The organism is Serinicoccus shuyuelongi (assembly GCF_045032955.1).
Classification (GTDB): domain Bacteria; phylum Actinomycetota; class Actinomycetes; order Actinomycetales; family Dermatophilaceae; genus Ornithinicoccus.
In genome coordinates this window covers 777456-795839 of the sequence record NZ_JBJFZU010000002.1, presented here as the reverse complement: position 1 = coordinate 795839, position 18384 = coordinate 777456, and the positions used below count along the sequence as shown (strand labels likewise).

Below are 18384 nucleotides of genomic sequence, written 5' to 3'. Positions count from 1 at the left end.
TCAGGGCTCCGTGGTCTCGGGGAGGCCCTCGTTCGCGATCTTCACGGATTCCCACACCTGGCCGTACCAGGGACTGTCGGCAATCACGTCATCACTCACCGGGGCCATTCCGGGCAGCGACTCAGTGTAGTCGCTGCCGGTGTCGTCGATGACCGTGAAGGCGGTCTCCCCCTCCTTCACGAAACGCAGCCGCTCACGGGCCTGCTGCTCCACGTAGTCGGAGTCCTGCCAGCGCTCCAGCTCGGTCTCCAGCGCGGCGATCTCCCGGCGCTCCGCCTCGATCTCGCGCTCGGCCGCGGCGATGTCCGAGCGTTGGCTCAGGTAGCCGGACAGGGCCGGGGCCAGCACCAGGGCCATCACGACCAGCAGCGCGCCCAGGGCGATGAGCCGGCGCACGTGCGGCGGCGCCGGCCGGGCCGGCACGGTCGCCCCCGCGCGGGGGGTGGCCCGCTGCCCGGGGCGGCTGGTCGCGCGCGTCGTGGAGCGCGGGCGCGAGCCGGCACCGGAGGGACGCCGGTCGCGCGGGCCGCGGGCCGTGCTCATGGTGCTCCTCGGACGGGTGCGATGGACGTGACGGGTGGGATCAGCGTATGCCGTGCCCGCCCGCCCCGGGCGGAGGCCGCGCCGGGCCGGGCGGGCAGCAGCGGACGGCTCAGGGGTGGAAGCGCGGGAAGGCGCCGGCGCCGGCATACACCGCCGCGTCGTCCAGCTCCTCCTCGATCCGCAGCAGCTGGTTGTACTTGGCGACACGCTCGGAGCGGGCCGGGGCGCCGGTCTTGATCTGGCCGCAGTTGGTGGCGACCGCGAGGTCGGCGATGGTGACGTCCTCGGTCTCGCCGGAGCGGTGGCTCATCATGCAGCGGAATCCGTTGCTCTGGGCCAGGGTGACGGCGTCCAGGGTCTCGGTGAGCGAGCCGATCTGGTTGACCTTGACCAGGAGGGCGTTCGCGGCGCCCTCGCTGATGCCGCGCTGCAGCCGCTCGGGGTTGGTGACAAACAGGTCGTCGCCGACCAGCTGCACGGAGGCGCCGAGGCGCTCGGTGATGGCCACCCAGCCCTCCCAGTCGTCCTCGTGCAGCGGGTCCTCGATGGAGACCAGCGGGTAGGCGTCGACCAGCCCGGCGTAGTAGGTGATCATGTCGGCGGCCTTGCGCTTCTTGCCCTCGAAGGTGTACTTGCCGCGGTCGTAGAACTCGCTCGCGGCGACGTCCAGCGCCAGCGCGATGTCGGTGCCGGGGACGTAGCCGGCCTTCTTGATGGCCTCGACGATGAGGTCCAGCGCGGCGCGGTTGGAGTCCAGGTTCGGCGCGAAGCCGCCCTCGTCACCGAGGCCGGTGGCCAGCTTGCGCGACTTCAGCACGTCCTTGAGCGCGTGGTAGACCTCGGTCCCCCAGCGCAGCGCCTCACGGAAGCTGCCCGCCCCGATCGGGGCGATCATGAACTCCTGGATGTCGACGTTGGAGTCGGCGTGCGAGCCGCCGTTGAGGATGTTCATCATCGGCACCGGCAGCACGTGCGCGTTGGGCCCGCCGACGTAGCGGAACAGCGGCAGCCCGGCCGAGTCGGCGGCGGCCTTGGCGACAGCCAGGGACACCCCGAGGATGGCGTTGGCGCCGATCTCGGCCTTGTTGTCGGTGCCGTCGGCGGCCAGCATCTCGGCGTCGACGAGGCGCTGCTCGGAGGCGTCGAAGCCCAGCAGGCGGGGCTCCAGGTCCTCCATCACGGCGGTGACGGCGTGCTCGACGCCCTTGCCGAGGTAGCGCGACGGGTCGCCGTCCCGGCGCTCGACGGCCTCGAAGGCGCCGGTGGAGGCACCGGAGGGGACGGCGGCGCGGGCGACGGTACCGTCGTCCAGGGCGACCTCCACCTCCACGGTCGGGTTGCCGCGGGAGTCGAGGATCTCGCGGGCGATGATGGCGTCGATGGCAGCCATGTGCGCTCCTTTCGAAGGGGGGAACGTCGGGGTCGTCGGTCCGGCGGCGTGCGCCGTCTGTCGTGCGTCAGCCTAGTCCTCGTCGGCGGCGCGGGCAGCCTGCTCCAGGGCGCGCAGGGTATGCCGCAGCGCACCGTCCGGGTCCAGGCCGCGCGAGCGCAGGTCCAGCACCGCGGCCAGCAGGTCGGCCCCGGCCTCGCCCTCGGCCCGGCCGCGGGTGGACCAGTCCTGCAGCCACTGCCCCCGGCCGTGCCGCTCCAGCCGGGAGGCGACCTTGGCGGCGCGGGCGAGCGGGGGCATACCGGTGGGGACGCCGTCCAGCGGGTGGTTGCGCACGGCACCGGCGGCCGCCTGCTCCTGCGCCTTGATCCGCTCCCAGCCGGCCTCCACGGACGCCGGGGTGGCCAAGTCGTGATCGGCGCCGTCGGTGCCGTCGGGCGCCGCGAAGACGTGCGGGTGCCGGCGGACCAGCTTGGCGACGAGGGTGGCGGCGACGTCGTCGATGTCGAAGGGGTCGTCCGCGTGCTCGGCGCCCACCCGGGCGTGGAAGAGGACCTGGAGCAGCACGTCACCGAGCTCGTCGACCGCGTCCTGGCGCAGCTGCTCGTCGGTCTCGTCGTCCAGCTGCTCCAGCACCTCGGCCGCCTCGTGCGCCTCCTCGATGAGGTAGCGGGTCAGCCCGGCGTGCGTCTGCTCGGCGTCCCAGGGGCAGCCACCGGGCGAGCGCAGCCGGTCCATCACGGCGACGGCGTCGAGCAGCCGGGCACCGGGGGTGTCCCAGGAGCCGACGAGCAGCTCCAGGGTGGGGGCGCCCTCCTCCGGGAGCGTCACGGCCAACGCCTCCGCGAGACCGGGGTCGCCGTCCGGGGAGCCGACCCAGACCAGGTCGCCGTCCAGCCCGAGCAGGTGGCCGGCCACCGCCTGCGGGCTGCCGGTCACGTCGCCCGGGAGAGGCCGCACGGCCACCCCCGCCGCGGCGACCGCCCGGGGGGTGTCCGCCTCCACGTCACGGGCGAGCACGTGGTCGGCGGCCCGCAGCGCCTCCCAGGCGGAGGCCGAGAGCAGCCCCGGGGCGACCCGGGGCGAGGTGAGCAGAAGGGTCAGCTGTCGGACGACTGGATCCACGCGGGCACCTGGGGCACGACGCCGCCGCCGGAGGCGTCCCACGCGCCGAAGCGGGGGTTGACCTCGACCGGGAGGCCGGCGATGTCCTCCTGTGTCACCGACTGCAGGGCGACGAGCACCGGCTCCAGCTCGGGGTCGGCCGCGGCCTCGGGCGAGCTGAGCACGGACCCGTAGTGCCGGAAGGTGGCGGCCTCGAGGGTGAGGTCGCTGGCCTCCTCCTCGAGCCCGGCCTCGGCAAGGTTGCTGCGCAGCACGGACTCGGTGGCCTCGTACGGGGTGCCGACGAAGGCCGGCTCCAGCAGCGGGATGACCCCGGCCTCGTAGATCACCGTCTGCACGTCGACCGGCTCGGCCGAGACCTGGCTGAGCTGGGCCGCGGCCTCCTGCACGTCGGCGATGGAGTAGGCGGTGCCGTCGATGACGGCTCCCTCGCTCATCCCCATCCCGCTGCACCCGGCCAGGGCGAGCGTGGCGGTCACGGCGAGGGCCACGGAGGTCGGCGTGCGTGTCGTGCGCTTCACGCGGACATCATCGCACGCCCCCTTCCCCGGCCTTCTCCCCCGACCGGGCGAGCACTCTGTCCCCACCGGGCGAGCGTTGTGCACCCACCAGGCGAGCACTCTGTCCCCACCGGGCGAGCGTTGTGCACCCACCGGGCGAGCACTCTGTCCCCACCGGGCGAGCGTTGCGCACCCACCGGGCGAGCACTCTGTCCCGACCGGGCGAGCGTTGTGCACCCGGGGTACCGTGCGTCGGTGCCGTCCACCACCGCCACGCGACCCGATCCGGCGCGGTGGCGCATCCTCGGGGTCACGCTCGCCGTCGGGTTCATGTCCCTGCTTGACGTCACCATCGTCAACATCGCGCTGCCGTCCATGCGCTCCGGCCTGGACACCACCCCGGCCACCATCCAGTGGGTCGTCTCCGGGTATGCCCTCACGTTCGGTCTGATGCTCGTCACCGGTGGTCGGCTGGGCGACGCCTTCGGGCGACGCCGGTTGATGCTCATCGGCCTCACCGGCTTCGTGCTCGCCAGCGCTGCCTGCGGGCTGGCGCCGACCGCCGAGTGGCTCATCGCGGCGCGGCTGCTCCAGGGCGTCTCGGCCGGGCTGCTCTCACCGCAGAACACCGGCATCATTCAGCAGTTCTTCGACGGTGACGAACGAGGGCGGGCCTTCGGTCTCTTCGGCTTCACCGTCGCCGTCTCCTCCGCCATCGGCCCCCTTGTCGGCGGACTCATCCTGGCCGTGGCGGGGACCGACGACGGCTGGCGCTGGATCTTCCTGGTCAACGTGCCGATCGGTCTGGCCCTGCTGGTCGCCATCTCCCGGATCGTTCCCGGCCGCCAGCAGCAGGGACGGGGTGACCCCCGGCTCGATCTCGTCGGGTCCGCCCTGGTCGGCCTCACCGTGATCCTCCTGCTGCTCCCGGTGGTCGCCCTGGAGAGCGGGCGGCCGATGGCCCTGCTGCTCCTGGTGCTAGCGCCGGTGGCAGGGTGGGCCTTCGTGCGGTGGGAGCTGCGGCTGGCACGCCGCGAGGGTGCACCGCTCCTGGACGTCGATCTGCTGCGCCGCACCCCGGGCTACGGCAACGGCATCGTGGTCGGCACCCTCTACTTCACCGGGTTCACCGGGGTCTTCCTCGTCACCTCGATCTTCCTGCAGGACGGGCTGGGGTATGACGCCCTGGCAGCCGCGCTGGTGATGACGCCCTTCGCGGTGGGAGCCGCCGTCTCCGCCCCCGCCGCGGGCCGGCTGGTGGCGCGCTGGGGCCGTCGGATCACCGTCCGGGCGCTGAGCGTGATGATGAGCGGGCTGCTGGTCCTGGCCCTCGTCGTCCCGTACGTCGACGACCGACAGCTGCTGTGGCTGTGGATGGGGATCCCGCTGCTGGTCTCCGGGCTCGGCGGCGGCGGGGTGATCTCCCCCAACTTCACGCTGACCCTGGCGCAGGTCCCGCCCCGGATGGGCGGCGCCGCCGGTGGCGCGCTGCAGACGGGTCAGCGGGTGGGCTCCTCCATCGGGGCGGCGCTCCTGGTCACCGTCTATCAACTCACCCTCGGCACCGACGCCACCGACCCGGCGGTGGCCCTGCGGGCAGCGCTCCTCGCAGCTCTGGTCCTGCTCAGCGCGGCGCTCGCCGCCGCCTGGTGGGACCTGCGCCGACGGTGACCGATCCCCGCCCCTGACGCGCGCACCCGCCCCCGCGCGGGGGCATACCCGTGCCATGCTCGTCCGATGAGCACTCTGAGCACCGCACTCCTCGCGCCGGAGACCCGTCCGCAGGTCACCGAGGCCCTGCTGCGGCTGGCCGACTCCGAGGTCGCCGGCAAGAAGGGCATCTCGGGCACCATGCTGCGGACCGCCTACTCCGGAGCCAAGAAGGCCAGCGAGAGCAGCGTCCGCAAGGGCATCGACCGGTTGCTGCCCGGCGTAGCACGCGCCCTCGACCCCCACTTCGACGCCAAGGGGGACGAGCCGTTCGGCACCTACCTCTCGGCACCCGGTCGCTCCGGCCAGGTGGCCGACGAGCTCCTGGCGGTCGCGGACGCCTCGGCCAGCCGGGTCGAGGGCAACCCGTTGGGCAGGGTGTACAGCTCGTTCCGCGGCAAGGCCAAGGACCACGTCATCGCTGCCCTGCCGGGGCTCGGCGCGACGCTCGAGGGCTTCGTGCGCTGACCTTCCGCTCGCCCGGTCAGGACACAACGCGCGCCCGGTCGGAACACGACGCGCGCCCGGTCAGGACACAACGCTCGCCCGGTCGAGACACAACGCTCGCCCGGTCGGTGATGGGGTCAGGCCAGGTCAGGTCAGGTCGACGTCGAGCTCGAGGCGAAGTCGTCCAGGAAGATCGACCGCAGCAGCTGGGACGCCCAGTCCAGGATCTCCTGGTCGCGCAGCGGCTTCCCGCCGACCGGGGCGGTCTTGGGCACCGGCACCAGCACCTGCCGGGTCGCGGGCTTGATGAGCGTGCCCTTGTAGACCCGGGTGAGGCGCAGCTGCTGGCTCTCCCGCAGGTTCTCCACCGGCCCGAAGCGCACCATCTGCCCCTGCAGCGCGACGTCGCTGATCCCGGCGGCACGCGCGACGGTCCGCAGCCGCGCCACCTCCAGCAGCGTCTGCACCGGCTGCGGCGGCTCGCCGTAGCGGTCCACCAGCTCCTCGCGGATCCGGGCCAGCCCGTCCTCGTCACCGACCTGCGCCAGCTTGCGGTATGCCTCCAGCCGCAGCCGCTCGCCCGGCACGTAGTCGTGCGGCAGGTGGGCGTCCACCGGCAGCTCGATCTTCACCTCCGCCGGTGCGCTCTCCCCGGCCTCGCCCTTGTAGGCCGCCACCGCTTCGCCGACGAGCCGGATGTACAGGTCGAAGCCGACGCCCTCGATGTGCCCGGACTGCTCCCCGCCCAGCAGGTTGCCGGCACCGCGGATCTCCAGGTCCTTCATCGCCACCGCGATCCCGGCCCCGAGGTCGGTGTGCGAGGCGATCGTCTGCAGCCGGTCCACCGCGGTCTCGGTCAACGGCTTCTCCGGCGGGTAGAGGAAGTAGGCGTACGCCCGCTCCCGGCCGCGCCCGACCCGCCCCCGCAGCTGGTGCAGCTGGGAGAGCCCGAAGGCGTCGGCCCGCTCCACGATCAGCGTGTTCGCGTTCGGGATGTCCAGCCCGGTCTCGACGATGGTGGTGCACACCAGCACGTCGAAGCGGCGCTCCCAGAAGTCCAGGACGACCTGCTCCAGCCGGTGCTCGCCCATCTGCCCGTGCGCGGTCTCGATCCGCGCCTCGGGCACCAGCTCGCGCAGCCGGGAGGCCGCCTTCTCGATGGAGCCGACCTTGTTGTGGACGTAGAAGACCTGCCCCTCGCGCAGCAGCTCGCGCCGGACCGCCGCCCCGATCTGCTTCTCGTCGTAGCCCCCGACGAAGGTGAGCACCGGGTGCCGCTCCTCCGGCGGCGTCGCCAGGGTGGACATCTCACGGATCCCGGTGACCGCCATCTCCAGGGTCCGCGGGATCGGCGTCGCCGACATCGCCAGCACGTCGACGTCGGTGCGCAGCGCCTTGAGCTGCTCCTTGTGCTCGACCCCGAAGCGCTGCTCCTCGTCGATGACGACCAGCCCGAGGTCCTTGAAGCGCACCGTCGAACCGAGCAGCCGGTGGGTGCCGATGACCAGGTCCACCGAGCCGTCGGCGATCCCGGCGATGACCTCCTTGGCCTCCTTGTCGGTCTGGAACCGGGACAGCGCACGCACCACCACGGGGAACTGGGCATACCGCTCGGTGAAGGTCTGCAGGTGCTGCTGGACCAGCAGCGTCGTCGGCACCAGGATCGCCACCTGCTTGCCGTCCTGGATCGCCTTGAAGGCCGCACGCACCGCGATCTCGGTCTTGCCGTAGCCGACGTCGCCGCTGATCAGGCGGTCCATCGGCACGGTCTTCTCCATGTCCGACTTGACCTCCTCGATGGAGATCAGCTGGTCGGGGGTCTCGGCGTGCGCGAAGGCGTCCTCCAGCTCGCGCTGCCACGGGCTGTCCGGCCCGAAGGCGTGCCCGGTGGTCGCCTGCCGCGCCGAGTAGAGACGGATCAGCTCGCCGGCGATCTGCCGCACGTGCTTGCGGGCCCGTGACTTGGTCTTCTGCCAGTCGGCGCCGCCGAGGCGGTGCAGGGTCGGCGCCTCACCACCCACGTACTTGGTCAGCTGGTCCAGCTGGTCGGTGGGCAGGTAGAGCCGGTCCGGCTGCCCGTGCCCGCGCGGCTTGGAGGACGCGTACTCCAGCACCACGTACTCGCGGACCGCGCCCTGGACCGAGCGCTGCACCATCTCCACGAAACGACCCACCCCGTGCTGCTCGTGCACCACGTGGTCCCCCGGGCGCAGCTGCAGCGGGTCGACCTGCTGGCGGCGCCGCGACGGCATCCGGCGCATGTCCCGCGTCGACCCGCCGGTCGACTGACTCCCGGTCAGGTCGGTCTCGCCGAGCAGCACCAGCGACCCTGCGAGCTGGAACCCGCGACCCACGTGCCCGGAGGTGACGGTGACCAGGTCGGTCGGCAGCGGCCCCGCGGGCAGCTCGTCCAGCACCGTGTTCGGGACCTCGTGCTCGGCGAGGACCTCACCGACCCGCCGTGCGAGGCCGTGGCCCTCCAGGGCCAGCACCACCGGGCGGCCCTCGGCCAGCCACCCGCGCACGTCCCCGACGATCGCCTCGGCGTCGCTGCGGTATGCCGTCACCGGCACCGAGGGCACGTTCAGCGAACGCACCTCGACGTCGGTCCCGGTGCCCTCGCCGTCCGCGGCGAACTCCTGCAGACTCTCGTCCGCGGTGAAGGCGGACAGCGACCACCAGGACCGGCGCGAGCCCAGGGTGTGCGAGCGCATGTCCGCCAGCGACCACGAGGACGCGGTGCCGAGGACCTGCTGCAGGTCGATCGGCACGCTGGCCCCTCCCCCGGCGGCCGCGGCCCAGCCCGCCTGCAGGAACTCCTCGCTCGTGCTCACCAGGTCGTGCGCACGGGTGCGGACCCGCTCGGGGTCCAGGACCACCACCCGGGAACCGGAGGGCAGCACGTCGACGAGTGTCTCCATACCGTCGACCAGGGCGGGGGCCAGGGACTCCATGCCCTCGACCGCGATGCCCTCGGCGACCTTGGCCAGCATGTCCTCCGCACCGGGCAGCACGTCCACCAGTTCGGCGGCCCGCGCGCGCACCGCGTCGGTGAGCAGCAGCTCCCGGCAGGGCGGGGCGTAGAGCCCGTGCGGGGCGATCTCCAGGCTGCGCTGGTCGGCGACCTTGAACCAGCGCACCTCCTCCACCTCGTCGCCCCAGAACTCCACCCGGACGGGGTGCTCGTCGGTCGGCGGGAAGACGTCCAGGATCCCGCCCCGGACCGCGAACTCGCCGCGCCGCTCCACCATGTCCACCCGGGTGTAGGCCGCCGCGACCAGGGCCTGCGCGACGTCGGTGAGCGGCCGCTCGTCCCCGGCCCGCAGCTGCACCGGCACCAGCTCGCCCAGTCCCCTGACCAGGGGCTGGAGCAGCGCCCGCACGCTCGCCACCACGACCTTGACCGGCCCGGTGCCGGGGTCTGCGGGGTCGGGGTGCGCGAGCCGGCGCAGCGTGGCCAGGCGTCGCCCGACGGTGTCCGAGCGGGGGCTCAGCCGTTCGTGCGGCAGGGTCTCCCAGCTGGGGAAGCCGGCCACCGCGTCCGGACCGTCCGGGAGCAGGTCCCCCAGGGCCAGGACCAGGTCCTCGGACTCGCGGCCGGTGGCGGTGACCGCCAGCAGCGGCTGCTCGTCCCCGGCGGCCAGCAGCCCCACCAGGGCGGCGTGGGCCCCCGGGGCGGCCGAGACCTCGAGCGCCGGCTCACCCGCACGAGCCGCCTCCAGCACGGGCGCCAGCGAGGCCTCGGCGCGCAGGGTGTCCAGCAGGGGTGCCAGGGGCATGACGAGAGGATCCTCACGGAGGGAGCGGTCGGGAGAGACCCACAAGTCTACGCCGCCGGGCCCCTGCCGCTCCCCGGCACGAGCCCACCTCGTGGCATGCTGGGCCGAGCATGCCAGGGGGTGGCGTGCGGGCCGCCGGTCGAGGAGGATCACCCCGTGAGCCAGACCAGACGCAGCACGTCCCCCGGGCGCGCCCGGGCCCGCCTCGGGCTGGCGCTGGCCGCCGGTGCCCTCGTCCTCGTCGCCGGCCCGCTGGCCCCGGCCGTGCAGGCCCAGGAGCCGCTCTACCTGGAGGAGCCGGTCCTCGACTCCGCGGACGTCCTCACCGACGAGCAGGAGCAGCAGTCCGTTGAGCGGATCGAGGAGCTGCGCGAGGAGACCGGGCTGCAGCTCTTCGTCGCCTACGTCGACGAGTTCACCGACGCCTCCGGCGCGCCGGTCGCCGGCCCCGAGTGGGCCGAGCTCACCTCCGAGGAGTCCGGTATGGGCGCCGGGGACCTGCTGCTGGCGGTGGCGGTCGACCAGCGGGCCTACGGCGTCGGTGACGCAGGTGGGACCTTGTCCGCGTCCGCGTTGGAAACCGTGCAGCTGCAGGACATCGAGCCGTTCCTGGCGCAGGACGACTGGGCGGGAGCGGTCGAGGGGGCCGTCGACGGCTTCGCCCGGGAGTATGCCGGTTCCTCGGGTTCGGGGTCCGGCGTCGCCGTCCCGGACGGGGAGTCGGTCTACCCCAGCGCCTCGGGACCCGGCCTGGGCGTCGCCTTCCCGGTGCTGCTGCTCACCCCGCTGGTGATCGGTGGTGCGGTGATGCTGGGCTCCCGGCGCAAGGACCGCAAGCGGGCCGACCCCTCCGCCGGGCCGGTTCCGCCCCGGGCGCAGGGCGCCAGCCTGCCCGAGCTGCAGCGGGAGGCCGCCGAGGCCCTGGTGGCGATGGACAACGAGATCCGGTCCGCCGAGGAGGAGCTGGCCTTCGCCCAGGCCCAGTTCGGCGACCAGCGCACGGAGAAGTTCGAGCAGGTCCTGGTGCAGGCGAAGCGCGCCGCCACCGAGGCCTTCAGCCTGCGCCAGCAGCTGGACGACACCGACCCGCCCGAGAACGTCGAGCGCGGCATGCTGGTGCGCATCCTGGACCTGGGCGAGACCGCGCAGCAGACCCTGCAGGCGCACGCCGAGGAGTTCGCCGCGCTGCGCGCCCTGCAGGACCGGGTGCCGCAGTTCCTGGAGGAGCTCGCCGGGCGCACCCGGGAGACCCGGGACCGGCTGCCGTCAGCCGCCCAGGAGCTGGACGGGCTCGCCGCCCGGCATCCCGCGCACGCGCTCAGCACCGTCCGCGACAACCTGGAGCAGGCCGCCGACCTGCTCGACTCGGCCCAGGGCTTCGTCACCGCCGGCCGCACCTCCCTGCAGCGGGACGACCGACCCTCCGCGGTCGCCGCGGCCCGCGCCGCCGAGGAGTCCCTCGGCCAGGCCTCCGTGCTGCTGGACCAGATCTCCAGCGCCGAGACGGACCTGCGGAACGCGGCCGAGGAGCTGACCCGGGGCATCTCCTCGCTCTCCGCCGACCTGCAGGACGCGCGCCGGCTGGCGCCGAACGAGCCGACCGTGACGCGGGCGGTGGAGCGGGCACGGGAGGCCATCGAGCAGGCCCGTTCGGCCCGCGCCGGTGGCGACCCGCTCGCCGCGCTGGCCGCGCTGGACGCCGCCGAGCACCACCTGGACACGCTGCTGGAGCCGATGCGGGAGGCCGAGGCGCACCAGGGCAAGCAGCGTGCCGACTTCGACCAGCGGGTCGCCCGGGTCGGTGCCCGGCTGCGCAGCATCGACCAGGGCATCGCGACCCGCCGAGGTGCGATGAGCAGCGGTGCCCGCACCCGCATCTCCGAGGCGCTGCGCCTCTACGACGAGGCGCTGGAGCGGGGCAGCGGCTCACCGGCCGCGGCGATGGACCTGCTCACCCGGGCCGAGCAGCTCGGTGAGCAGGCCCTCACCGAGGCGCAGCGCGACCGCTCCTCCTGGGACGGCCCCGGCGGTCCCGGCCAGCGCCGGGCCGGCGGCATCGACCCCTGGTCCGTCCTCCTGGGCGGCATCCTGCTCGGCGGTGGCGGGGGCGGCCACCGGCACTCCGGCGGCTGGGGCGGCGGTGGCTCCTTCGGCGGTGGCGGCGGGTTCTCCGGGGGCTCCTTCGGCGGGGGTGGCGGAGGCGGCAGCTTCGGCGGTGGTCGCTTCTGAGCTCCGCGCAACCACCCGGACCGCACGCACGTCCCACCCGCAGCACCGACCGACCACGACCGGCACGAACCGCCAACCGGCGGGCGACGAAAGGACACCGAGCATGACCCAGAAGCAGACCATCATCGGCCGCATGAGCCAGCTGGCCAGGGCCAACATCAACTCCCTGCTGGACCGCGCCGAGGACCCGGAGAAGATGCTGGACCAGCTGGTCCGGGACTACTCCAACAGCATCGCCGAGGCCGAGGAGGCGGTCGCGCAGACCATCGCCAACGTCCGGATGGCCGAGTCGGACCTGCAGAGCGACCGCGAGGCCTCCGCGGAGTGGGGCCGCAAGGCGGCCGCCGCCTCGACGAAGGCGGACCAGATGCGTTCCGCCGGCGACCCGGACGGCGCCTTCAAGTTCGACAACCTGGCGCGGGTCGCCCTGCAGCGGCAGATCCAGCACGAGAACGACGTGAAGACCGCCGAGCCGGGCATCACCCAGCAGAACCAGACCGTCGAGCAGCTCAAGGCGGGGCTGGTCACCATGAAGACCAAGCTCGAGGACCTCAAGTCCCGGCGCAGCACCCTGGTCGCCCGGGCCCGCAGCGTCGAGGCCCAGGAGAAGGTCAGCGACGCGCTGGGGTCCATCGACGTGATGGACCCCAGCAGCGACCTCTCCCGCTGGGAGGACAACATCCGCCGTCAGGAGGCGATGGTCGCCGGGCGCGCCGAGGCGCGGACCACCAGCCTGGAGGACCAGTTCGCCGAGCTGGAGGGCAGCAACGACGACGCCGAGGTCGAGGCGCGGCTGGCGCAGCTCAAGAACCAGGGCTGAGCCGGGCCGCGGTCCGCGCGCGACGCCGGGGCCGGGGCCCCCGCCCCGGCGCCGGCCCGGCTCAGCGCGCGTGGAACCGCTGCTGGGTCGTCTCCAGGCCCAGCTGGGCCAGGTCGACCACGGCGTCGACGCCGTCACCGACCAGCAGCTCGACCTCCTGCCGGTCCTTGGCCGGGAAGTCGGAGAGCACGTGGTCGGCGGGGTCCTGGCGCCCCGGGGGCCGGCCCACCCCCAGCCGCACCCGCAGGTAGTCCCGGCTGCCGAGTGACTGGCTGATCGAGCGCAGCCCGTTGTGCCCGCCCTCGCCGCCGCCCCGCTTGAGCCGGACCTGGCCGAAGTCGATGTCCAGCTCGTCGTGCACCACGACGACCTGCTCGATGGGCACCTTGTAGAACTTCGTGAGCGCCGAGACGGGTCCGCCGGAGACGTTCATGTAGGTCCTCGGCCGGGCGAGCACCGCACGCGGGCCGGGGAGCCCACCGGGTGCCGTGCCGAGCCGGACCTCCGCGGCCCAGGCCCGCCCCGCCTTGTGCTCGCGCAGGCTCGCCCGCTCCTGCTGCGCCAGCGCGGCGACGACCATCGCGCCGATGTTGTGCCGGTTCCCGGCATACCCCGCTCCGGGGTTGCCCAGGCCCACCACCAGCCAGGGTGCCTCACTCATGCCCGCTCCTGATCGTGTCCGGATGCGGCCGTGGCCGCGCCGGGTGCGTGAGCACCTGACGCGGCCACCGGCGCGTTCGGGGAAGGACGCGGTGCGCGTCCACCCGCGATGGGTCAGTCGTCCTTGGAGGAGTCCTCGGCAGCAGTCTCGCCGTCGCCCTCGGAGTCGCTGCCGGCCTCGGCGGCCTCCTCGTCGGACTCGTCCTGCTCGATGCCGGCCTCGGCCTCGGCCTCGGCGAGCTCGGCCTCCAGGGCCTCCTCGGAGATGGCCTGGGTCACGTTCACGACCAGGTACTCCGGGTTGGTGACCATGGTCACGCCCTCGGGCAGCTCGACGTCGCTGGCGAGCACCTGGGTGCCGGCCTTCATGCCCTCGACCGAGACGATCAGCCACTCGGGGATCTTGGTGTAGTCGGCCTCGACCTCGAGCGAGTTCTGCTCGACGGTGACGACGGTCTCCGGCGCGGCGTCGCCCTCGACGTGCACGCCGACCTCGACGGTCACCTTCTCGCCCTTGCGCACGACGACCAGGTCGACGTGCTCGATGAAACGCTTGATCGGGTCGCGCTGCACGTCCTTGGCCAGGGCCATGTGCTGCTCACCCTCGACGTCCAGGGTCAGCACGGCGTTGCTGTGCCGCAGCGCCAGCATCGCGTCGTGACCGGGCAGCGACAGGTGGACGGGGTCGGTGCCGTGGCCGTAGAGGACGGCGGGGACCTTGTCGGCCCGGCGGATCCGGCGGGCGGCGCCCTTGCCGAACTCGGTGCGCTTCTCGGCGGGAATCTTCAGCTCGTCAGCCATGGGTCAGGACCTTCTTCGGTATGCGGTGTGCAGGGAGAGGCCTCGACGCGGGACACGGCACGGGGACAGGCCCGACACTGAGCTCTTCGTCGATGACGGACACCGTGCAGCGTCCCTCGCCGAGGCAACGTCCCTCAGTCTATCGTCCTGCCCTGGGGGCGACGAAATCAGGCGCGGCCCTCGAACATCGACGTGACCGACCCGTCCTCGAAGACCTCGCGGATGGCACGGCTGAGCAACGGCGCGATGGACAGCACGGTGAGCTTCTCCATCGCGTGCGCCTCCTCCGAGATGGGGAGGGTGTTCGTGACGACGACCTCCCGGGCCACCGAGCCGCTCAGCCGTTCGATGGCCGGTCCCGAGAAGATCGCGTGCGTCGCCGCGATGACGACGCTCTTGGCCCCGTCCTGCATCAGCGCCTCCGCGGCCTGGCAGATGGTGCCTCCGGAGTCGATCATGTCGTCGACCAGGATGCAGGTCCGCCCCTCGACCTCACCGACCACCCGGTTGGCGACGGACTGGTTGGGCCGCTCGACGTCGCGGGTCTTGTGGATGAAGGCCAGCGGCACCCCGCCCAGGCGGTTGCTCCACCACTCGGCGACCTTGATCCGGCCGGCGTCCGGGGAGACGACCGCGAGCTTCTCGTCGCCGTAGTTCTGCAGCACGTGCTCGGACAGGATCGGCAGCGCCATCAGGTGGTCCACCGGGCCGTCGAAGAAGCCCTGGATCTGGGCGGTGTGCAGGTCGACGGCGAGCAGCCGGTCGGCGCCGGCCGTCTTGAAGAGGTCGGCCATCAGCCGGGCCGAGATCGGTTCGCGACCACGGTGCTTCTTGTCCTGACGGGCATACCCGTAGAACGGGAGCACCACGGTGATGCGCTTGGCCGACCCGCGCTTGAGCGCGTCGACCATGATCAGGTGCTCCATGATCCACTCGTTGACCGGGGCGGTGTGGCTCTGGATGACGAAGGCGTCGCAGCCGCGCACCGACTCGTCGAAGCGGACGTAGATCTCGCTGTTCGCGAAGGTGTAGGCCTGCATCGGGACCAGGTGGGTGCCGAGCGCGTCGGCCACCTCCTGGGCCAGTGCCCCGTGCGCCCTGCCGGAGAAGACCATCAGGTTCTTCTCGGTGGTCTTGTGGATGCCGGTCATCAGCCCTCCTGAGCCGTCGGGTCGTCCTCGGTGCGGGAGGTCCGCGACGAGGTGTCCCGGTCTCCGCGGTCGATGGCCTCCTGGGCCGCCGCCGCGGTCGGGGTGCCGGCCCGCCGTCGCGCGACCCAGCCGTCGACGTTGCGCTGCCGGCCGCGGGCGACCGCGATCTGGCCGGGCTCGACGCGGCCCTCGATGGTGGACCCGGCGGCGACGTACGCGCCGTCGCCGATGTCGACCGGGGCGACCAGCACGGAGTCGGACCCGACGAAGCTGTGCCGGCCGACGGTGGTGTGGTGCTTGGCCACCCCGTCGTAGTTGGCGAAGATGGTGCCGGCGCCGATGTTGGCTCCCTCGCCGATCGTGGCGTCGCCGCAGTAGGTCAGGTGCGGGACCTTGGCCCCGGCGCCGATCTGCGCGTTCTTCGTCTCGACGAAGCCGCCGATCTTGCCCCGCTCCCCCAGCACGGTGCCGGGCCGCAGGTAGGAGAAGGGGCCGACGCTGGCGTCGGCGCCGATCCGGGCGTGCTCGGCCTGGGTGCGCACCACGCTGGCCCGGTCCCCGACCTCGCAGTCGCTGACCGTGCTGTCCGGGCCGATCGTCGCCTCGGCACCGATCGTGGTGGCCCCCAGGATCTGGGTGCCGGGGCGGATCACGGTGTCGGGCCCGATGCTGACGTCGGCGTCGATCCAGGTGGTGTCCGGGTCGACCACGATCACGCCGTCCCGCATGTGCTGCTCCACCAGGCGGCGGTTGAGGACCTTGCCGAGGGTGGCCAGCTGCACCTTGTCGTTGACGCCCTCGGTCTGCATCAGGTCGGCCAGCGGGTGCGCCACCACGGTCCGACCCTCCTCGCGGGCGATCTTGATGACGTCGGTGAGGTACTTCTCACCCTGGGCGTTGGTCTGGCCGACCTGCCCCAGCGCGCGGCGCAGCACCTCGGCGTCGAAGGCGTAGATGCCCGAGTTGTACTCGGTGATGTCGACCACGTGCGCGTACTCGTCGCCCGCCTCGCGGTGCGCCTTCGCGTCCTTGAACTCCATGATCTCGGCGAGCTCGCCGTCGGCGTCACGCACCACCCGGCCGTAGCTGCCGGCGTCCGGGACCACGGCCGAGAGCAGGGTGACCGCGGAGCCGCGCTCCTCGTGCACCCGGGTCAGCTCGGCGAGGGTCTGTCCGGTCAGCAGGGGCACATCACCCATGGTGACCAGCACGGTGCCGGTCAGGTCCTCGGGCAAGGCCAGCAGCCCGCACTCGCAGGCGCGACCGGTGCCGGGGACCTCGTCCTGGTCGGCGACGGTGGCCCGCGGGTCGACCTCCGCGACATGGGCGGCGACCTGCTCGCGCTCGTGCCGGACGACCACGGCCAGGTGGCGCGGAGCGACGTGGCGGGCGGCATACAGCGCGTGACCGAGCAGGGATCGCCCGCCGATCCGGTGCAGCACCTTGGGGATGGAGCTCTTCATCCGGGTGCCCTGACCGGCGGCGAGGATGATGACGGCAGCAGGCTGGGGGGTCGTCACCCGCCCGACTCTACCTGCGCCCCGGACGGGTTTCGTGCGGCCTCCGGGACGGGGCTTGACATGATGGGCGGGTGAGTACCCCAGCAGCCAAGTCAGCGCACCGCAACCGGATGACCGGACCCCAACGGCGACAGCAGCTGATCGAGGTGGGGCGGGCGCTGTTCGCCGAGCGGGGCTTCGAGGGGACCAGCGTCGAGCAGATCTCGGAGGCGGCGGGGGTCAGCAAGCCGGTGATCTACGAGCACTTCGGGGGCAAGGAGGGCCTGTACGCGGTGGTCGTGGACCGGGAGATCCAGGCGCTGCTCGGCCAGATCACCGTCGCCCTGACCGAGCACGAGGGCAACGCCCGGGCGCTGCTGGAGGCGGCGGCGCTGGCGCTGCTGGACTACATCGAGCACTCCACCGACGGCTTCCGGATCCTGGTGCGGGACAGCCCGCCCGGGCAGTCGACCGGGTCGTTCGCCAGCCTGATCAGCGACATCGCCAGCCAGGTCGAGCACATCCTCGCCGCCGAGTTCAAACGCCGGCGCCTGGACCCCAAGACCGCCCCGCTGTATGCCCAGATGCTGGTCGGCATGGTGGCGATCCCGGGCGGCTGGTGGCTCGACTCGCGCAAGATGAAGAAGGAGGACGTCGCCGCCCACCTGGTGAACCTGGCCTGGAACGGGCTGGCCGGGATGGAGGCCAAGCCCATCCTGCGCTCCCGCAGCCGCAAGTAGCCCCCGACCGGGCGCGCGTTGTGCCCCGACCGGGCGAGCGTTGTGCCCCGACCGGGCGAGCGTTGTGCCCCGACCGGGCGCGCGTTGTGCCCCGACCGGGCGCGCATTGTGCCCCGACCGGGCGCGCGTTGTGCCCCGACCGGGCGCGCGTTGTGTCCCGACCGGGCGAGCGGTGTGCTCCGGATCACCCGGTGACGCCGTCCCGTTAGGCTGGCCCGGTGCTTCCGCACGTTCCCCGGTTGCTCTGCTGGCAGGGGCCGCCTGACTTTGAATCAGGACTAGCGACGTAGGTTCGATTCCTACCCGGGGAGCCCGTCACCCACCCTGGGTACTGTGAGGGGCATGAGCCAGGCACCCGACGACGAGGTCGACCGCATCGTCGCCGCCTGGGCACGCGAACGACCTGACCTGGACGTCTCCCCGCTGGAGGTCCTGTCCCGGGTCTCCCGGCTGGCCCGCCACCTCGACCTGGCCCGACGCTCGGCCTTCGGTCGGCACGGGCTGGAGTCCTGGGAGTTCGATGTCCTGTCGGCGCTACGCCGGGCCGGGGAGCCGTACCAGCTCACACCCACCCAGCTGGTCCGGCAGACACTGGTCACGAGCGGCACGATGACCAACCGGATCACCCGGCTCGTGGACCGGGGGCTGGTGGATCGCGCCGCCTCGGACGCCGACCAGCGCTCCCGTCTGGTGCGACTCACCGGCACTGGACGGGAGGTCGTCGACAACGCCCTGGCCGACCTGGTCACCGACGAGCAGCATCTGCTGCAGGGACTGCCCGAGGACCGGCAGGCCGAGCTGGCTCAGCTGCTCAAAGGCTTGCTGTCGCCCTTCGACGACGCCTGACGGCACAGCACTACGCCCGCCCGGGCGCGGCATACCGCTCGCCCGGTCACGGCATAACGCGCGCCCGGTCACGGCATAACGCGCGCCCGGGCGCGGCATACCGCTCGCCCGGTCAGGACACAACGCGCGCCCGGTCGGGGCACA

The 18384-nt window shown here is 72.8% G+C and carries 15 protein-coding genes and 1 tRNA gene; 7 read left to right on the top strand and 9 right to left on the bottom strand.

Annotated features, from left to right (window positions below; all coding sequences use genetic code 11):
- The 4 genes from ACI3EY_RS04025 to ACI3EY_RS04010 form a co-directional block, all read right to left on the bottom strand.
- Positions 1–543, bottom strand: coding sequence for an FtsB family cell division protein (locus ACI3EY_RS04025; protein WP_405035843.1), 543 nt, complete (start codon positions 541–543; stop codon positions 1–3).
- Between the two features lie 109 nt (positions 544–652).
- A complete protein-coding gene (gene eno / locus ACI3EY_RS04020) occupies positions 653–1933 on the bottom strand; it encodes a phosphopyruvate hydratase (RefSeq protein WP_405035842.1) in 1281 nt (426 codons plus the stop codon).
- A 72-nt stretch (positions 1934–2005) separates the two neighbouring features.
- On the bottom strand, positions 2006–3058 hold the full coding sequence (locus ACI3EY_RS04015; protein ID WP_405039493.1) for a MazG nucleotide pyrophosphohydrolase domain-containing protein: 1053 nt from the start codon (positions 3056–3058) through the stop codon (positions 2006–2008).
- Entirely contained in the window at positions 3034–3579 is a 546-nt protein-coding gene (locus ACI3EY_RS04010) for a hypothetical protein (protein WP_405035840.1), read from the bottom strand. The genes ACI3EY_RS04015 and ACI3EY_RS04010 overlap by 25 nt, the downstream gene beginning before the upstream one ends.
- Positions 3580–3813: 234 nt before the next feature.
- Between ACI3EY_RS04010 and ACI3EY_RS04005 the strand changes: the two genes are divergently transcribed.
- Positions 3814–5229, top strand: a complete 1416-nt coding sequence (locus ACI3EY_RS04005) for an MFS transporter (protein ID WP_405039492.1) — start codon at positions 3814–3816, stop codon at positions 5227–5229.
- A 66-nt stretch (positions 5230–5295) separates the two neighbouring features.
- The gene (locus ACI3EY_RS04000; RefSeq protein WP_405035838.1) at positions 5296–5736 is read left to right on the top strand and encodes a DUF6918 family protein; all 441 of its coding nucleotides are present in this window, start codon (positions 5296–5298) and stop codon (positions 5734–5736) included.
- Between the two features lie 131 nt (positions 5737–5867).
- Here ACI3EY_RS04000 and mfd read toward each other — a convergent pair whose 3' ends face one another.
- On the bottom strand, positions 5868–9494 hold the full coding sequence (gene mfd / locus ACI3EY_RS03995; protein ID WP_405039491.1) for a transcription-repair coupling factor: 3627 nt from the start codon (positions 9492–9494) through the stop codon (positions 5868–5870).
- A gap of 156 nt (positions 9495–9650) precedes the next feature.
- On the opposite strand from mfd, the gene ACI3EY_RS03990 reads away from it, so the two are divergent.
- Together ACI3EY_RS03990 and ACI3EY_RS03985 are read left to right on the top strand one after the other, a co-directional pair.
- Positions 9651–11723, top strand: a complete 2073-nt coding sequence (locus ACI3EY_RS03990) for a TPM domain-containing protein (RefSeq protein ID WP_405039490.1) — start codon at positions 9651–9653, stop codon at positions 11721–11723.
- Positions 11724–11826: 103 nt separating this feature from the next.
- Positions 11827–12543 carry a PspA/IM30 family protein gene (locus ACI3EY_RS03985; RefSeq protein WP_405035835.1) on the top strand — a complete coding sequence of 239 codons (717 nt, stop codon included), beginning with the start codon at positions 11827–11829 and terminating at the stop codon, positions 12541–12543.
- Between the two features lie 61 nt (positions 12544–12604).
- On the opposite strand, the gene pth is transcribed toward ACI3EY_RS03985, so the two are convergent.
- The 4 genes from pth to glmU all read right to left on the bottom strand — a co-directional run bounded on the left by pth (position 12605) and on the right by glmU (position 16675).
- Complete coding sequence (gene pth / locus ACI3EY_RS03980) at positions 12605–13204, bottom strand: aminoacyl-tRNA hydrolase (RefSeq protein ID WP_405039489.1); 600 nt, start codon at positions 13202–13204, stop codon at positions 12605–12607.
- Positions 13205–13317: 113 nt separating this feature from the next.
- The gene (locus ACI3EY_RS03975; protein ID WP_405035833.1) at positions 13318–14004 is read right to left on the bottom strand and encodes a 50S ribosomal protein L25/general stress protein Ctc; all 687 of its coding nucleotides are present in this window, start codon (positions 14002–14004) and stop codon (positions 13318–13320) included.
- A 167-nt stretch (positions 14005–14171) separates the two neighbouring features.
- Positions 14172–15155 (bottom strand): ribose-phosphate diphosphokinase, encoded by a 984-nt coding sequence (locus ACI3EY_RS03970; protein WP_405035832.1) that lies wholly within the window; start codon positions 15153–15155, stop codon positions 14172–14174.
- On the bottom strand, positions 15155–16675 hold the full coding sequence (glmU, locus tag ACI3EY_RS03965) for a bifunctional UDP-N-acetylglucosamine diphosphorylase/glucosamine-1-phosphate N-acetyltransferase GlmU (protein ID WP_405039488.1): 1521 nt from the start codon (positions 16673–16675) through the stop codon (positions 15155–15157). The genes ACI3EY_RS03970 and glmU overlap by 1 nt, the downstream gene beginning before the upstream one ends.
- Before the next feature lie 110 nt (positions 16676–16785).
- On the opposite strand from glmU, the gene ACI3EY_RS03960 reads away from it, so the two are divergent.
- From ACI3EY_RS03960 to ACI3EY_RS03950, 3 genes are all read left to right on the top strand, one after another.
- Positions 16786–17394: a TetR family transcriptional regulator gene (locus tag ACI3EY_RS03960; RefSeq protein ID WP_405035867.1), complete on the top strand. Its 609-nt coding sequence runs from the start codon at positions 16786–16788 to the stop codon at positions 17392–17394.
- Positions 17395–17626: 232 nt separating this feature from the next.
- Positions 17627–17705 (top strand) — tRNA-Gln (locus tag ACI3EY_RS03955).
- Between the two features lie 31 nt (positions 17706–17736).
- Positions 17737–18240 (top strand): MarR family winged helix-turn-helix transcriptional regulator, encoded by a 504-nt coding sequence (locus tag ACI3EY_RS03950; RefSeq protein WP_405035830.1) that lies wholly within the window; start codon positions 17737–17739, stop codon positions 18238–18240.
- Positions 18241–18384: the final 144 nt, after the last annotated feature.

Bases quoted from the DNA above. Each gene is read 5' to 3' on its own strand.
- ACI3EY_RS04025 (WP_405035843.1), bottom strand. From the start codon at position 543: ATGAGCACGGCCCGCGGCCCGCGCGACCGGCGTCCCTCCGGTGCCGGC.
- eno (WP_405035842.1), bottom strand. From the start codon at position 1,933: ATGGCTGCCATCGACGCCATCATCGCCCGCGAGATCCTCGACTCCCGC.
- ACI3EY_RS04000 (WP_405035838.1), top strand. From the start codon at position 5,296: ATGAGCACTCTGAGCACCGCACTCCTCGCGCCGGAGACCCGTCCGCAG.
- mfd (WP_405039491.1), bottom strand. From the start codon at position 9,494: ATGCCCCTGGCACCCCTGCTGGACACCCTGCGCGCCGAGGCCTCGCTG.
- ACI3EY_RS03985 (WP_405035835.1), top strand. From the start codon at position 11,827: ATGACCCAGAAGCAGACCATCATCGGCCGCATGAGCCAGCTGGCCAGG.
- pth (WP_405039489.1), bottom strand. From the start codon at position 13,204: ATGAGTGAGGCACCCTGGCTGGTGGTGGGCCTGGGCAACCCCGGAGCG.
- ACI3EY_RS03975 (WP_405035833.1), bottom strand. From the start codon at position 14,004: ATGGCTGACGAGCTGAAGATTCCCGCCGAGAAGCGCACCGAGTTCGGC.
- ACI3EY_RS03970 (WP_405035832.1), bottom strand. From the start codon at position 15,155: ATGACCGGCATCCACAAGACCACCGAGAAGAACCTGATGGTCTTCTCC.
- ACI3EY_RS03960 (WP_405035867.1), top strand. From the start codon at position 16,786: ATGACCGGACCCCAACGGCGACAGCAGCTGATCGAGGTGGGGCGGGCG.
- ACI3EY_RS03950 (WP_405035830.1), top strand. From the start codon at position 17,737: ATGAGCCAGGCACCCGACGACGAGGTCGACCGCATCGTCGCCGCCTGG.